We start from the raw sequence: 13,698 nt of genomic DNA, 5'->3' as shown, positions 1-13,698 counted from the left end.
ATATATCTAGGAGGCGACAATGAGCATAACACCAAGAACGGAGAACGGCGCTGCACCACCGCTATTAATTGCGAATCAGCGGGGGCGGATCTATCCCTGGATCGTTGTGGGGATGGGAGCTATGGTTTTCATGAGCAATTACACCGACAAGACATTGATGTCGGTTGTCGCGCCGCATTTAATGTCCGATCTAAATGTGAGCAAAATCGCAATGGGCTGGATATTTTCCGCGTTTGCGATCACTTATACCCTGTTGCAACCATTGCTAGCATATCTATCCGACATTTTTGGGGCAAGGCGCTCTGTAGGATTGATGGTGCTTTGGTATGGCGTCTTCACCATTCTTAGCGGCGTTACGGCTCTGAACATCGGGCAACTGGCCTGGATGCGAGCGGCCACCGGGGCCGGGGAGGCTGCATCGATGCCTGCGGCGACGGGCGGTGTTTCTCCCTGGGTGCCCACTGGCAAACGGGCGCTGTCGCAAGGATTGATGCATGCGGCGACGCGACTCGGCGCAGCAATCACCGTACCACTCTCGGTTGCCAGCATCATCGCGTTCGGCATCTCCGGACCGTTCTGGGTATTCGGTATTGCAACCGTGGCGATTGGCCTTGCATGGCTCATCGTCTATCGCACGCCATCGATAAGCCATACTCAGAAAAATCAATTAATCCATGGAAAAAGGCTTTGGAGTGCCGTTCTCAAGAGCAGGAGTATGTGGGCCCTGTGTATTGCAGATTTCTGCTACTTCTACACACTGACGATCTATCTCACTTGGCTACCAACATTTTTGATCAAAGATCACCATTTTACGATGCTGAAGGTCGGTATTTATGGTTTTCTTCCGTTCATAGGTGGAATGATGGGAAGCGTCCTCGGGGGGGCAATGTGCGATCACTTATGTGCGCGCACAGGCAATAAGAAGTTATGGAGGCGCCTCATTCCATCAGTCGGCATGATTTGTTCCGTGTTGCTACTTTTGCCAGCCGTCTATGCGCAAAGCCAGTTTGTAACAATTCTGCTTTTTTCTTGCTCGTTTTTCTTTCTTGACGCCACGATATCTATTTTCTGGGCTATTGCCATGGACATGGGGGGATCGTATGCATCGACCTCCGCGGGATGGATGAACACTTGGGCCAACGTTGGTGGAATTATTTCTCCTATCGCGTTTGGCGCTCTTGTGCAGTGGAGCGGAAGTTGGACCTTGCCATTTATCGTGGCGAGCGGCCTCATGGTTATCGGCGCTGGCTTTGTATGGCTGATAGACACTGAGATGCGCTTATCAGATCTTATTGAAGTAGCGCATTGATTCTTGTGTAATCGCCATGAATTGGTAACGTCAATACTGAGTCCATCCTGAAAAATAATGTTTTCAGCCAACCGGAGGCATTTCGATAAAAGCTGGCGCCCCATACGCTGCCAACCGCATGCATTGCGCGGGCGATTCGGGGGCAAAGAAGCCGCAGCTTCTTCAGGATCAGGCAGATGTTGTGGCCGGCGCCGCACATCACCGCATGCAGGGCGTCGCCCAGGGCGCCCGTCCGATTGCATGTGGCCGATGGCGGGTTCGATCGTACTGCGCCGCTTGACCATGGCGTGCAATGTTCGCGTCAGGCCGCGCTTCTGTCCGGAGTGCAGGATGTGCGCAACTCGATCTCTCGCAAGACAAGACTTGAAATCAGCAGCTTCGCCCCTACAATTAGCACTCGCATCCAGTGAGTGCTAGCGAAACGCCAACTCGCAACCGAGTCAAGCTTCCAAGCACCCCTAGCCAGCCGCTTCGCGGTGTGGCGTGCGTTTCAACCTCTCGAATTCCATCAACAGGAGCAACACGAATGAATTTGCGTCCCTTGCATGACCGCGTGATCGTCAAGCGCGTGGAACAGGAAACCAAGACCGCTTCGGGCATTTTCATCCCCGACAACGCGGCCGAGAAGCCCGACCAGGGCGAAGTGTTGGCCGTGGGCCCGGGTAAGCGTGACGACAAGGGCACCCTGCAGCCCATGGCCGTGAAGGCCGGCGACCGCGTCCTGTTCGGCAAGTACGCCGGCCAGACCGTGAAGGTGGACGGCGACGAACTGATGGTGATGCGCGAAGACGATCTGATGGCCGTCATCGAGAAGTAAGCGCAGCACTCCCCCCTACACAATCGGAGAAATACACATGACAGCTAAAGAAGTAGTGTTCGGCGCGGATGCCCGCGTACGCATGATGGACGGCGTGACCATTCTGGCCAACGCCGTGAAGGCCACGCTGGGCCCCAAGGGCCGCAACGTGGTGCTGGAGCGCTCGTTCGGCGCCCCCACCGTGACCAAGGACGGTGTGTCCGTGGCCAAGGAAATCGAACTGAAGGACAAGCTGCAGAACATGGGCGCGCAGATGGTGAAGGAAGTGGCGTCCAAGACCAGCGACAACGCCGGCGACGGCACCACCACCGCCACCGTGCTGGCGCATGCGATGGCCCGCGAAGGCATGAAGTATGTGGCCGCCGGGATGAACCCGATGGACCTCAAGCGCGGCATCGACAAGGCTGTGATCGCCCTGGTCGAAGAACTGAAGAAAATTTCCAAGCCCTGCACCACCAGCAAGGAAATCGCGCAGGTCGGCACCATCTCGGCCAACTCCGACGAGGACGTCGGCCAGATCATCGCCGAGGCGATGGACAAGGTGGGCAAGGAAGGCGTGATCACCGTCGAAGACGGCAAGAGCCTGAACAACGAGCTGGACATCGTCGAAGGCATGCAGTTCGACCGCGGCTACCTGTCGCCCTACTTCATCAACAACCAGGATCGTCAGGTTGCCGTGCTGGACAACCCGTACGTGCTGCTGAACGACAAGAAGATCTCCAACATTCGCGATCTGCTGCCGGTTCTGGAGCAAGTGGCCAAGTCGGGCCGCCCGCTGCTGATCATCGCTGAAGACGTGGACGGCGAAGCTCTGGCCACGCTGGTGGTCAATAGCATTCGCGGCATCCTGAAGACCGTGGCCGTCAAGGCTCCCGGCTTCGGCGATCGTCGCAAGGCCATGCTGGAAGACCTGGCCATCCTCACCGGCGGCAAGGTGGTTTCGGAAGAAACCGGCATGAACCTGGAGAAGGTGACGCTGGCCGACCTGGGCCAGGCCAAGCGCGTGGAAGCGGCGAAGGAAAACACCACCGTGATCGACGGCGCCGGTGTTGCTGCCGACATCGAAGCCCGCGTCAAGCAGATCCGCATCCAGATCGAGGAAGCCACCTCCGACTACGACCGCGAGAAGCTGCAAGAGCGCGTGGCCAAACTGGCCGGCGGCGTGGCCGTGGTCAAGGTTGGCGCTGCCACCGAAGTGGAAATGAAGGAGAAGAAGGCCCGTGTCGAAGACGCCCTGCACGCCACGCGCGCTGCGGTGGAAGAAGGCATCGTCGCCGGTGGTGGCGTGGCGCTGCTGCGCGCTCGCGTCAACCTCAAGGTCACGGGTGCCAACCCCGACCAGGAAGCCGGCATCAAGCTGGTGATGCGCGCCGTGGAAGAGCCGCTGCGCCAGATCGTCGCCAACGCTGGCGACGAACCCAGCGTCGTGCTCAACAAGGTGCTGGAAGGCCAAGGCAACTACGGCTACAACGCCGCCAACGGCCAGTATGGCGACATGATCGAGATGGGCATTCTGGACCCCACCAAGGTCACCCGTACCGCGCTGCAAAACGCCTCTTCCGTCGCCGGACTGCTGCTGACCACCGAGTGCATGGTGGCGGACGCACCGAAGGACGACACCGCAGCCCCGCCGATGGGTGGTGGCATGGGCGGCATGGGCGGCATGGACATGTAAAGCGTCCAGTTCGCGGGGTTTCAGGTGCGGCGTCATGCCGCTCCATGAAGCTCCGGCCCGAAAGGGACGGCGGCCGCTTGCGGCCGCCGGGAACGATGATGGGCCTGCGGACCTTGCGGTTTGCGGGCCCATTTTTTTTGGCCAGCTCTTGCCGCAAGCCTTGCGAGGTCACACCATGGGCCAGCCCCGCGCCATTTGCCGTCGAGGGCGCTGCTGCCGCCCCAAGTCTTGCCGAAACGTCCGGTGGTCGTACGATCGATCGCTGGCGGTTTTCAAAGCCGCACCTTGCCAGAGAGCTTGCGGCTGGATGGATGCCAGGCCGCTTTCGCCATGCGGCGCGATGAACCACACAGGGAGATTGCGATGACCGTGAAAACCACCAACAACCTCGGCGTGCTGTTGCGCAGCTACGAGGCGCTGCACAACTGGCAGGCGCTCGCGATGCTGGCGGGCAGCTTCATTCTGGCCGGGCTGGCCATGATGGGCGGGGCCGCTGCCACGGCCAGTTCCGGCAGCTACGCCGTGAGCATGCTGATGGGCTTGGTCGGGGCCATCATTGCCATTATTGGCATCAACGCCAGCGGCCTGATGCTGGTCGATCAGGCCTACGACCAGCCGGTGCGCGGCTTCGGCGCCGCATTTCTCGGCGGCCTGCAGGCGGCGCTCCACGTGATTGGCGCGCTCATCCTGCTCGGTGTGGGCTTTGCCATGGTGCTGGTGGCGGCCTACCTGCTGTCGCTGCTCGGGCGCATTCCCGGCGTCGGCGGGGTCTTTGGCTTCCTCCTCGCCGGGCCCTCGGTGGTGATCGTCGCGCTGGCGTATGCCGTGCTGGTGCTGGCCACGCCCTTGATGGTGGCGGCCATTTGGCATGGCGAGGGATTGATCTCCAGCCTGTCGCGTGCGGCTGACATCGTCATCAAGAAGCCGCTGGAAGTGCTCATGCATTTTCTGGTGCTGGGGTTGGTCGTGTTTCCGGCAGCAGTCTTCATCTTCGGCCTGGTGTTCGGCGCCAGCACCGAGATCGCCAGGATGTATGCGGCGGTCGGGCTGGGCGGCTTCGAGGCCGGCGATGGCTCGAGCCTGATGCAGTTGTTGTTGGCGCAGATGACCAGCTACGGTTTCGGCGGCGCCGGAATTTCCATCGGGCTGGTGACCTTCCTCGCCTGGTCCGTCGTCAGCCTGATCTACGTCCTGGGCCTGATCTTCGTCTATCGCGCGGTCAACGAGGGGGTGGGCTCGGAAGCGGCTGAATTGGTCGGCCAGCGCTTGTCGCAGTTCAAGCAAAAGCTGGACGGCTACAAGCCGGGCACGGGCTCCGCGCCGCCTGCGCCCTCGGAAGCGACTCAGGATGCAACGCCGGGCGCCACCCCCGAGGCAAGCGCGCCAACGCCGGGCCCGATCCAACCCTCCGGGCCCTTGGCCGAAACTCCAGCGCAACCGGGGCTCGCAAGTCCAGCCAGCGCCGACACCAGGCTGTGTCCGGCATGCGGTGCCGTCGTCGCGGCGGACGATGCCTTCTGCCGCCGTTGCGGGCAACCCTTGCATTCCAGGTAAGGCGGTAAGGCGCGCAGCCCGGGCCTCGGAGGGCGCCAGCGCCGCCGAGGCCCGATTTTTGCGTGCTTGCGCAGCATCGCTGCAAAAACCTTCGATGGGTTTGCCACGCCTTGAGCGGTGTTCGTTAGGCTTCACAACCATGCGCGCGACCCGAAGACTTCACCACTATTTCTGCTTATCCGCCCTCTCCCTGGGGGTGGCCGTGGCGAGTCCCGCGCCGGCGGAGGCGGCCCCGGACGGACATTCCACCCCCAAGCCGACCGTGCCGTTGCGCGACGTGGCACCGGCAGCGCTGGGTGTGCCCAAAGCTGCGGCGCACATCACGCCGGGCGCGGCAGGCTTGCCGCGCAAGGGTGCCGCCACCACGCAGGAGGGTGCGGGAGGACTGCCGCCCGAAGCGGGCCAGGCAACGCCAACCACTGCGACACCACCTGCCGCAGCGCAGCCTGCCACAGCGACGCCAGCGGCAACCATGCCAAGCGCTCATGCCGATGCGGCCCAGGCGCGCGAGCCGCGCATTTGCCTGGCCCTGTCCGGCGGCGGGGCGCGGGGGCTGGCGCATATCGGCGTGCTGATGGCGTTGCGCGAGCTGCGCATCCCGGTGGACTGCATCGCCGGCACCAGCATGGGGGCCATCGTGGGCGGGCTGTATGCCGCTGGGGTGCCGCTGGCGGTGCTGCGGCAGCAAGTGGCGGGGCTGGACTGGAACGCGATCTTCCGCGGTCGGCCGCCGCGCGCGGGGCTGGATTTCCAGCGCAAGTCCGATGACACGCGCATGCCTGGCGGCATCGAGCTGGGCATCAACGGCCGCGGCCAGCTCAGCCTGCCCGATGCGGCCATCAACAGCACCGCGCTCGAAACGGTGCTGACCAACCTCACGTTGCAGACGCGCGCCGTGCGCAACTTCGCCGACTTGCCGATTCCCTTTCGCGCCGTGGCCACCAATATGGTGAATGGGCGCAGAGTCATTCTTCAACGCGGTGCGCTGGCCACGGCCCTGCGGGCCAGCATGTCGGTGCCCGGCGTCTTTCCGCCGATCGAAACCCACGGCGAGCTGTTGGGCGATGGCGGACTGGTGGACAACATGCCCGTCGACGTCGCGCGCGCCATGGGGGCGCAAGTGGTGATCGCGGTGAACATCTCCACCCCGCTGTCCTCGCGCGAGGCCCTGGGCAGCATCGTCGGGCTCACGGGGCAGATGATCAACATCCTGATGGAGCAGAACGTCGAAGTCCAGCTCAAGTCCCTGACCCCGGCCGACGTGCTGGTCACGCCGGCGCTGGGCGACATCTCCTCGCTCGATTTCAACAGGGGCGAGCAGGCCTTGCGCGACGGCTATGCCGCCACCATGGCGGCGGCGCCGCAGCTGTCGCGCTATGCCTTGTCGCCCGAGGCCTATCGGGCCTGGCGCATCAAGGTCGACACCCAGGCGCAAGGCCTCGTGGCCAGCCTCGGCGAATTGCCCATCGATTCGGTGCGGGTGGAAGGCTCGAAGTGGGCGCCGGCGCCCGCACTCGAAGCCAATTTGCGCCAAAAGCCGGGAAAGCCGCTGAATTTCAGCGACGTGCACGACGATGTCGACCAGCTTTCCGGACTGGGCGATTTTTCACGCGTCGACTACCGGCTCTACGACGAGCCCGACGGCAGCGACGCGCTGGTCTACCGCGTCGCCGACAAGCCCTGGGGGCCCAACTTTCTGCGCTTCGGCCTGGGGCTCTACACCAATCTGCGCAACCAGACCCGCTTCGAGTTGCAGCTCGCCCAGCGCCGGCCCTGGCTCAACAACCTGGGCGGGGAGTGGCGCAACTTCGTGCAGCTGGGCTGGGAGAATCGCTGGCTGTCCGAGCTGTACCAGCCGCTGGACAACACCGACCGCGTTTTCCTGGCGCCGTATTTCGATCTGGATGCGCGCCCGATCGACGTCTACGCCGGCAGCCAGGCCATCGATCGCTACCGCCTGAGCACCTCGCGCGTGGGGCTGGACATCGGCACGCCGGTGGCCGACTACGGCGAGCTGCGCCTGGGCTACAGCGTGGCGCAGATTTCGGCCAACACCATCCTGGGCAGCAGCAACCTGAGCGGCAGCGTGCGCGAGGCCGGCATCCGCGCCCTGGCCACGTTCGACCGGCTGGACCATGCCTATTTCCCGCGCGAGGGCTGGCGCGCGCGTCTGGAGACCTTCAGCGCCGACCGCAAGCTGGGCAGCGCCGCCAACTATGTGCGCCTCGACCTGTCGGGCCAGATCGACCAGAGCTTCGGTCGGCAGACGGTGGAGGCGGCGACGCGGCTGGCCAGCTTCCGCGACATCTCGGGCACCGGCTACAACTACTTCGCGCTCGGCGGCTTCGACCAACTCTCGGGCTTCCAGGAGGGCCAGATCATCGGCAACTACCTGGCGTATTTCCGCTTGGGTCTGCGCACCGAAATCACCACCGCCGGGCTGTTCGGCGGCGCCACTTACGCTGGCGTGAATCTGGAGCGCGGCAATGCCTGGGCGAACCGGAATCAAGTGTCCCTGAGCGATTTGCAATCCAGCCTGGCGCTCTACCTCGGCGCCGACACGCCGCTCGGGCCGGTTTACTTCGGCATCGGCAAGGCGCCGGGGCAGACGGTGAACTACTACCTGATGCTCGGGCGCCCCTGACGGCGGCGGCAACTTCGCAAGCGGGTTAACAGGCCCTAAACCGCTGGTTCCCCGTCCGCAGGGGCCTGCAGCCAGTCTTCCAGCACCTGGCTGGCCTCGAGCAGGCCTTGGCGCTTGGTGGCCGAGAACATCTGCACCGAAGTGGGCGCCATCAGGCCCGCCCCCGCGGCATGGCGCTGCAGGTCGTCGCGCACGGCCTGGGCCTGGGCGTGCTGTTCGCTGCGGGTGAGCTTGTCGGCCTTGGTCAGCAGCACATGCACGGGCAGGGCGGCGGGTGAGGAATAGCTCAGCAGCGTCCAGTCCAGCGGCGTGAGACCGTGGCGGCTGTCGGCAATCAACACCAGCCCCACGAGCTGCGCGCGTTGCGCCAGATACTGGGCGATGAAGCGCTCCCAGCGTTGTTTGGTGGCCAGTGGCACCGAGGCGTAGCCATAGCCCGGCAGGTCGGCCAGCAGCCCGGCCGAGGCGCCGCCCAGGCCGACCGTGAACAGATTGATGTGCTGGGTGCGCCCGGGCGTCTTCGACGAGAACGCCAGACGGCGCTGACCGCACAGCACGTTGATGGCGGTGGATTTCCCGGCGTTGGAGCGGCCGACGAAAGCCACTTCCGGCAAGTTGCCGGCGGGAAGCTGGTTGAACTGCGCGGCCGTGGTGAAAAACCGGGCCGATTGCAGCAGCGGACTGGTATCGGCGGCCGCCTTGGTTGCGGGTGTGCTGGAATTCCCTATATTCGTCATGACTTATACGTCGTTAGCATGCGGCATCTTATTCCCCATACAAGTCGCCATGCTGCCAGACGAGGAAGGTTTGCGTCCAACCCCAGCTCCTGACCACCGCGCCTTCGTGCCCGTTCGGGCTGCGCTGGGGGCATTGCTGCTTGCCGTGGCGGCCGCGGCCGCCGCTGCAGAAGGCGCTGCGCCCACCGCACCGACCTTCGAAGTCTCGGCCACCGCGCCTACGGCGGCGCAGCTTGCGCATGGCAAGCAACTGGCGCAGACCTGCGCCGCCTGCCACGGGATCGACGGCAACGCCACGAGCACGCAGTTTCCCAAGCTGGCGTCGCAGCGCTCCGGCTACATCGTCCAGGAGTTGACGCGCTTCAAACCTGCCGCCCCCGGCAAGAAGCCGGAGCGGGTGAATGCCATCATGAACGGCATCGCATCCACCTTGTCGCCGCAGGACATGCGGGATCTGGCCGATTACTACAGCCGCCAGACCATCAAGCCCGCCATCGCGACCCATGCCGAATGGGTCAAGATTGGCGAGGGGATCTGGCGCGGTGGCATTGCCAACCGCATGGTGCCGGCCTGCGCCGCTTGCCATGGCCCTGGCGGCCTGGGTCTCCCCGGAGAGTATCCGCGACTGGCCGGACAATGGTCGGAGTATGTCGCAGCCCAACTGCACGCCTTTCGCACCGGGGCGCGGGGCGACAATACCCCCATGCATGAGATTGCCTCGCGCATGAGCGATCGCCAGATTCGTGATGTGTCAGATTTTGTTGCAGGTTTGCGTTGAACGTTTCCACCCGGTGCTGCTCCATGCCATGATGGGTTTCCATCAATCAACCGTGGATATGGCAAGGGCGGAAAAGGCAGGTTTTGCTATAGTGCAGATGTCGAAAAGCCCTTCAAAAAACCGCTTGGACCAACGTCGACTCATACTCAGGCCCGTATTTGGGCGCAATCGGGAGCGGGTCTTGGCATTTCTGGCGACATCCATTGTTCTGCCTGCAGCCCGATCCAGTCGGGCGCAACCGACGCTGATGTCCCGCTGCAATGGCCGCATCCGCGGCAAAGCCTGATCGGCGCACCGCCGGCTTCGAATCCGAAATCCATGTCATCCCTATCCAACGTCAGCACTTCCGGTTTGCAGTTGCGCCGCGGCTCCCGCTCTTGGCGCAGCTTCGTCGAACTGCTGTCGTCCATGCGCTTTGCCATTTCGCTGCTGGTGGTCGTGGCCATTGCCAGCATCATCGGCACGGTGCTGCAGCAGGGCGAGCCGCTGAACAACTACATCGACCAGTTCGGCCCGTTCTGGGCCACGGTGTTCCACCGCATCGACCTGTTCAATGTCTACAGTTCCTGGTGGTTCCTGCTCATCATGGGGTTCCTGACGGCGTCCACCACCCTGTGCCTGACCCGCAACACGCCCAAGATCATTGCCGACCTGAAGAGCTACAAGGCGAATATTCGTGAGCAGGGACTGCGCTCCTTCCACGAAAAGGCCGAGGTCGAGGTGGATGCGCCACGCGAGAACATGGTGGCGCACCTCGTGGCCCAGCTCAAGGGGCATGGCTATGGCGTGAAGGTGCAGCCGGTGGAGAGCGATCCGCAAGGCGCCACCATGGTGGCGGCCAAGACCGGCGGGCTCAACCGCATCGGCTACATCCTCGCGCATAGCGCCTTCGTGCTCATCTGCCTCGGCGGTCTGCTCGACGGCGACCTGATGATCAGGCTGCAGATGCTGCTGACGGGCAAGCAGGCGCTGAAGTCGAACATGGAAATCTCCCAGGTTCCGCCGCAGAACATCCTGTCCGTGCACAACCCCACCTACCGTGGCAACCTGTCCATCCCCGAAGGCGGCAGCTCGAACACCGCGGTGCTGACCATTGGTGACGGCTCGGTGCTGCAACCGCTGCCGTTCATCATCACGCTGAAGAAGTTCGTGGTCGATTTCTACTCCACCGGCATGCCGCGGCTGTTCGCCAGCAATGTGGAAATCACCGACCGCAAAACCGGCAAAACCTTCCCGGCGACGATCAAGGTGAACGAGCCGCTGGAGTACGACGGCGTCACGGTGTTCCAGTCCGGCTTCGACGACGGCGGCTCGCATCTGATGCTCAAGGCCTGGCCGATGCAAGGCCCGGGCGACAAAACCTTCGATCTCAAGGGCGATGTCGGCAGCTCACGCCAGCTCACCAACGGCAATCAGGCCCTGCGGCTCGAACTCACCGGTTTTCGCCTGATGAATGTGGAGAACCTGAGCCGTGCCGAGGAAAGCGGCAAGAAGCCGGCCGGCCAGGGCCTCACGCAGTTGTTCGAGCAGCACCTGGGCGCCGCCGTCAAGCGCAACGAAACCAACCAGCTGACCAATGTCGGTCCGGCTGTCATCTACAAATTGCGCGATGCTGCCGGGCAGGCCCACGAGTTTTTCAACTACATGCTGCCAGTCGAACTCGATGGCACCAAGATTTTCCTCGCCGGGGAGCGCAGCGAACTCGGCGGTGCCTACCACTACCTGCGCATTCCCGCCGACTCGAAGGATTCAGTCGATGGCTGGATGAACTTCCGCGCCGCGCTCGACAACCCCACCGCACGCCAGCAGGCCGTCGATGCCTACGTGAAAGAGTCACTGCCTCCAGGCGCGGCACCGGCTCTGGTGCAGCAGTTGCGGGCCACGGCCGGCCGCACCCTCGATATCTTTGCCGGCAATATTCCGCGCGATCCCAAGACCGGACAGCCCCTGGTGAAGGCGCCCGGCGGCCTGCCGGCCCTGGCCGAGTTCCTGGAACTCAATGTGCCCAAGGCTGAATTGACCAAGGCATCCGATGTGTTCATCCGCGTGCTCAACGGCACGCTGTGGCAGCTGTGGCAAGTCTCGCGTGCCCAGGCCGGCCAGGCGCCGGCGGTCGACACTCCCGACAACAACCGCTTTTTCAATGCGGCCGTGCTCGCATTGTCCGACTCCACCTTCTACCCGGCGCCGCTGTATCTGCAGCTCACCAACTTCAAACAGGTCCAGGCCAGCATCTTCCAGGTGGCGCGTGCCCCGGGCAAATACATCGTCTACTTCGGCGCCATCCTGCTCATCCTCGGCGTGTTCTCCATGCTCTATATCCGCGAGCGCCGGGTGTGGTTCCTGGTGCGCGACAACGGCCCATCGGGCAGCAAGACCTTGATGGCCATGAGCACCAATCGCCGCACACTCGAATTTGAAAAAGAATTTGAAACCCTACGCTCTGCCTCCCTGGGCGTAGGATCACAGGCACCGGCTTCTGCGGCATCTGCAGCGCCGGGTTCGGATCACCCCTGAAGGGACTTTCGCCATGGAACTCACCAGTAAATCCCACACCTTAGGCCTGGGTTCGGGCCTGCAAGATGTGAAGCAGACCGGCCCGCTGGCCTACTTGCGCCGTCGATCGACCTACGACTGGATCTTTCTCGCGCTGATCGCCGGCGGGGATGCCTACGTCCTGAGCCGCTACGGCCAGGATATGAACTACTACGTCAAGCTCATTTTCCTGGGCGCGACGACCTCCCTGCTGTTCCTCGGTTGGGGCTGGACGGCGATCAAGAATCTGGCGATTGCCGTCGCCGTGCTGTCGCTCTTCGGCATCTGGCTGTACAACGGCCCCGCCGGTGTGCCCGTGCTGGCGCGTGGCGAGCAGAACTTCTTCCTCAAGTACTTCCTCTCCAGCCAGACCGCCATCATGTGGATGGCCTTCCTGTTCTTCCTCAGCACCGCGTCGTACTGGGTGGGCATGTTCACAGGGCCGGCACAATCCCTGGCCGGCGGCACGATGACAGCGGGCGGCCCAGTGAGTGAAGGCGCCATGATTCGCGATGGGCGCGGCTGGCAATCCAACTTTCCGCAACTGTTCGGCTCGCGTCTGGCCTGGGTCGGCATCACCATGGCGCTGGTTGGCACCATGATGCGCTGGTTCGAGAGCTATCTGATCGGCGCCGACGTCGGCCATATCCCGCTGTCGAATCTGTATGAAGTGTTCGTGTTGTTCTCCTGGCTCACGACCGCTCTCTACCTGTATTTCGAATACAAGTACAAGACCCGCAGCATGGGCGCTTTCGCCATGCTCGTGGTCAGTGCCGCGGTGGTGTTCCTGCTGTGGTTCAGCTTCGCGCAAAGCGGCTATGTCATCCAGCCCCTGGTGCCCGCCTTGCAAAGCTGGTGGATGAAGATTCACGTCCCGGCCAACTTCATCGGCTACGGCACCTTCGCCATTGCCGCCATGGTCGGTTTCGCCTACCTCATCAAGGCCCATGCCACCACCACGTCGCTGTGGAAGTTGGCGCCGCTGTGGCTGCTGGGTTTCACCATGTTCTTCGAACCCATGGTGTTCCGTCAGGGCGGCATCTCCGAGTATTGGGGTGTGTTCGCCGGCATCTCGGCCTTGATCGTCGGGGGCATTCTCTACGGCCGCAAGCGCATCGCCATGCATCTGCCCTCCATGGAAGTCATGGACGACGTGATGTACAAGTCCATCGCCATCGGCTTCACCTTCTTCACCATCGCCACCATTCTGGGTGCGATGTGGGCTGCCGAAGCCTGGGGCGGCTACTGGAGCTGGGACCCGAAGGAAACCTGGGCGCTCATCGTCTGGCTGAACTATGCGGCCTGGCTGCACATGCGCCTGATGAAGGGTTTGCGCGGCCAAGTGGCGGCCTGGTGGGCGCTCACCGGCCTGCTGGTGACGACCTTTGCCTTCCTCGGCGTCAACATGTTCCTCTCCGGCCTGCATTCCTACGGCAAGCTGTGACTGGCACTTGAAGCCATAAAAAGGCCCTTCGGGGCCTTTTTGTTGCGCAGCGAATCTGTGCCCCGGGATGCGGCGTAGAAGAAAGTAGCCGTCAGCAAAACAGGGTTGGCGCGCACGTGTAAGGTTTCGGGCCATGGTTCGACCAAACCCTAACCGCAACACCCGCGGGGATGGGCATGGGGAGCAAGGCCGGAATAAACCTGCC

Annotated in this window: 9 protein-coding genes and 1 pseudogene; 8 read left to right on the top strand and 2 right to left on the bottom strand. The window is 63.0% G+C overall.

Annotated elements, in window-relative coordinates:
- Positions 1-130 precede the first annotated feature (130 nt).
- Positions 131-1,309, top strand: a complete 1,179-nt coding sequence (locus tag ACYCUK_RS04145; RefSeq protein WP_461593569.1) for an MFS transporter — start codon at positions 131-133, stop codon at positions 1,307-1,309.
- A 145-nt stretch (positions 1,310-1,454) separates the two neighbouring features.
- On the opposite strand, the pseudogene ACYCUK_RS04140 reads toward ACYCUK_RS04145, so the two are convergent.
- A pseudogene (locus tag ACYCUK_RS04140) lies at positions 1,455-1,641 on the bottom strand (IS5/IS1182 family transposase); the annotation flags it as partial.
- Between the two features lie 194 nt (positions 1,642-1,835).
- Here ACYCUK_RS04140 and groES point away from each other — a divergent pair.
- The 4 genes from groES to ACYCUK_RS04120 all read left to right on the top strand — a co-directional run bounded on the left by groES (position 1,836) and on the right by ACYCUK_RS04120 (position 7,999).
- Positions 1,836-2,126 (top strand): co-chaperone GroES, encoded by a 291-nt coding sequence (gene groES, locus ACYCUK_RS04135; RefSeq protein ID WP_112484670.1) that lies wholly within the window; start codon positions 1,836-1,838, stop codon positions 2,124-2,126.
- 37 nt (positions 2,127-2,163) lie between these two features.
- Positions 2,164-3,801 carry a chaperonin GroEL gene (groL, locus tag ACYCUK_RS04130; protein ID WP_461593568.1) on the top strand — a complete coding sequence of 546 codons (1,638 nt, stop codon included), beginning with the start codon at positions 2,164-2,166 and terminating at the stop codon, positions 3,799-3,801.
- 363 nt (positions 3,802-4,164) lie between these two features.
- The gene (locus ACYCUK_RS04125) at positions 4,165-5,355 is read left to right on the top strand and encodes a zinc ribbon domain-containing protein (protein ID WP_461593567.1); all 1,191 of its coding nucleotides are present in this window, start codon (positions 4,165-4,167) and stop codon (positions 5,353-5,355) included.
- 139 nt (positions 5,356-5,494) lie between these two features.
- Positions 5,495-7,999 carry a patatin-like phospholipase family protein gene (locus ACYCUK_RS04120; RefSeq protein WP_461593566.1) on the top strand — a complete coding sequence of 835 codons (2,505 nt, stop codon included), beginning with the start codon at positions 5,495-5,497 and terminating at the stop codon, positions 7,997-7,999.
- A 35-nt stretch (positions 8,000-8,034) separates the two neighbouring features.
- Here ACYCUK_RS04120 and yihA read toward each other — a convergent pair whose 3' ends face one another.
- Positions 8,035-8,736: a ribosome biogenesis GTP-binding protein YihA/YsxC gene (yihA, locus tag ACYCUK_RS04115; RefSeq protein WP_461593565.1), complete on the bottom strand. Its 702-nt coding sequence runs from the start codon at positions 8,734-8,736 to the stop codon at positions 8,035-8,037.
- A 49-nt stretch (positions 8,737-8,785) separates the two neighbouring features.
- Here yihA and ACYCUK_RS04110 point away from each other — a divergent pair, with 49 nt between their 5' ends.
- From ACYCUK_RS04110 to ccsB, 3 genes are all read left to right on the top strand, one after another.
- On the top strand, positions 8,786-9,514 hold the full coding sequence (locus ACYCUK_RS04110; RefSeq protein WP_461593564.1) for a c-type cytochrome: 729 nt from the start codon (positions 8,786-8,788) through the stop codon (positions 9,512-9,514).
- 318 nt (positions 9,515-9,832) lie between these two features.
- Positions 9,833-12,031: a cytochrome c biogenesis protein ResB gene (locus ACYCUK_RS04105; RefSeq protein ID WP_461593563.1), complete on the top strand. Its 2,199-nt coding sequence runs from the start codon at positions 9,833-9,835 to the stop codon at positions 12,029-12,031.
- A gap of 13 nt (positions 12,032-12,044) precedes the next feature.
- Complete coding sequence (gene ccsB, locus ACYCUK_RS04100; protein WP_461593562.1) at positions 12,045-13,493, top strand: c-type cytochrome biogenesis protein CcsB; 1,449 nt, start codon at positions 12,045-12,047, stop codon at positions 13,491-13,493.
- Positions 13,494-13,698: the final 205 nt, after the last annotated feature.

This window comes from Thiomonas sp. (assembly GCF_054608695.1).
Note: the sequence above shows the minus strand (reverse complement) of the source record. Positions and strands in the feature narration are given on the sequence as shown.

What these genes read in the sequence shown, in the direction of transcription:
- ACYCUK_RS04145 (WP_461593569.1), top strand. Translation starts at nt 131, where the DNA reads ATGAGCAATTACACCGACAAGACATTGATGTCGGTTGTCGCGCCGCAT.
- groES (WP_112484670.1), top strand. Translation starts at nt 1,836, where the DNA reads ATGAATTTGCGTCCCTTGCATGACCGCGTGATCGTCAAGCGCGTGGAA.
- groL (WP_461593568.1), top strand. Translation starts at nt 2,164, where the DNA reads ATGACAGCTAAAGAAGTAGTGTTCGGCGCGGATGCCCGCGTACGCATG.
- ACYCUK_RS04125 (WP_461593567.1), top strand. Translation starts at nt 4,165, where the DNA reads ATGACCGTGAAAACCACCAACAACCTCGGCGTGCTGTTGCGCAGCTAC.
- ACYCUK_RS04120 (WP_461593566.1), top strand. Translation starts at nt 5,495, where the DNA reads ATGCGCGCGACCCGAAGACTTCACCACTATTTCTGCTTATCCGCCCTC.
- yihA (WP_461593565.1), bottom strand. Translation starts at nt 8,736, where the DNA reads ATGACGAATATAGGGAATTCCAGCACACCCGCAACCAAGGCGGCCGCC.
- ACYCUK_RS04110 (WP_461593564.1), top strand. Translation starts at nt 8,786, where the DNA reads ATGCTGCCAGACGAGGAAGGTTTGCGTCCAACCCCAGCTCCTGACCAC.
- ACYCUK_RS04105 (WP_461593563.1), top strand. Translation starts at nt 9,833, where the DNA reads ATGTCATCCCTATCCAACGTCAGCACTTCCGGTTTGCAGTTGCGCCGC.
- ccsB (WP_461593562.1), top strand. Translation starts at nt 12,045, where the DNA reads ATGGAACTCACCAGTAAATCCCACACCTTAGGCCTGGGTTCGGGCCTG.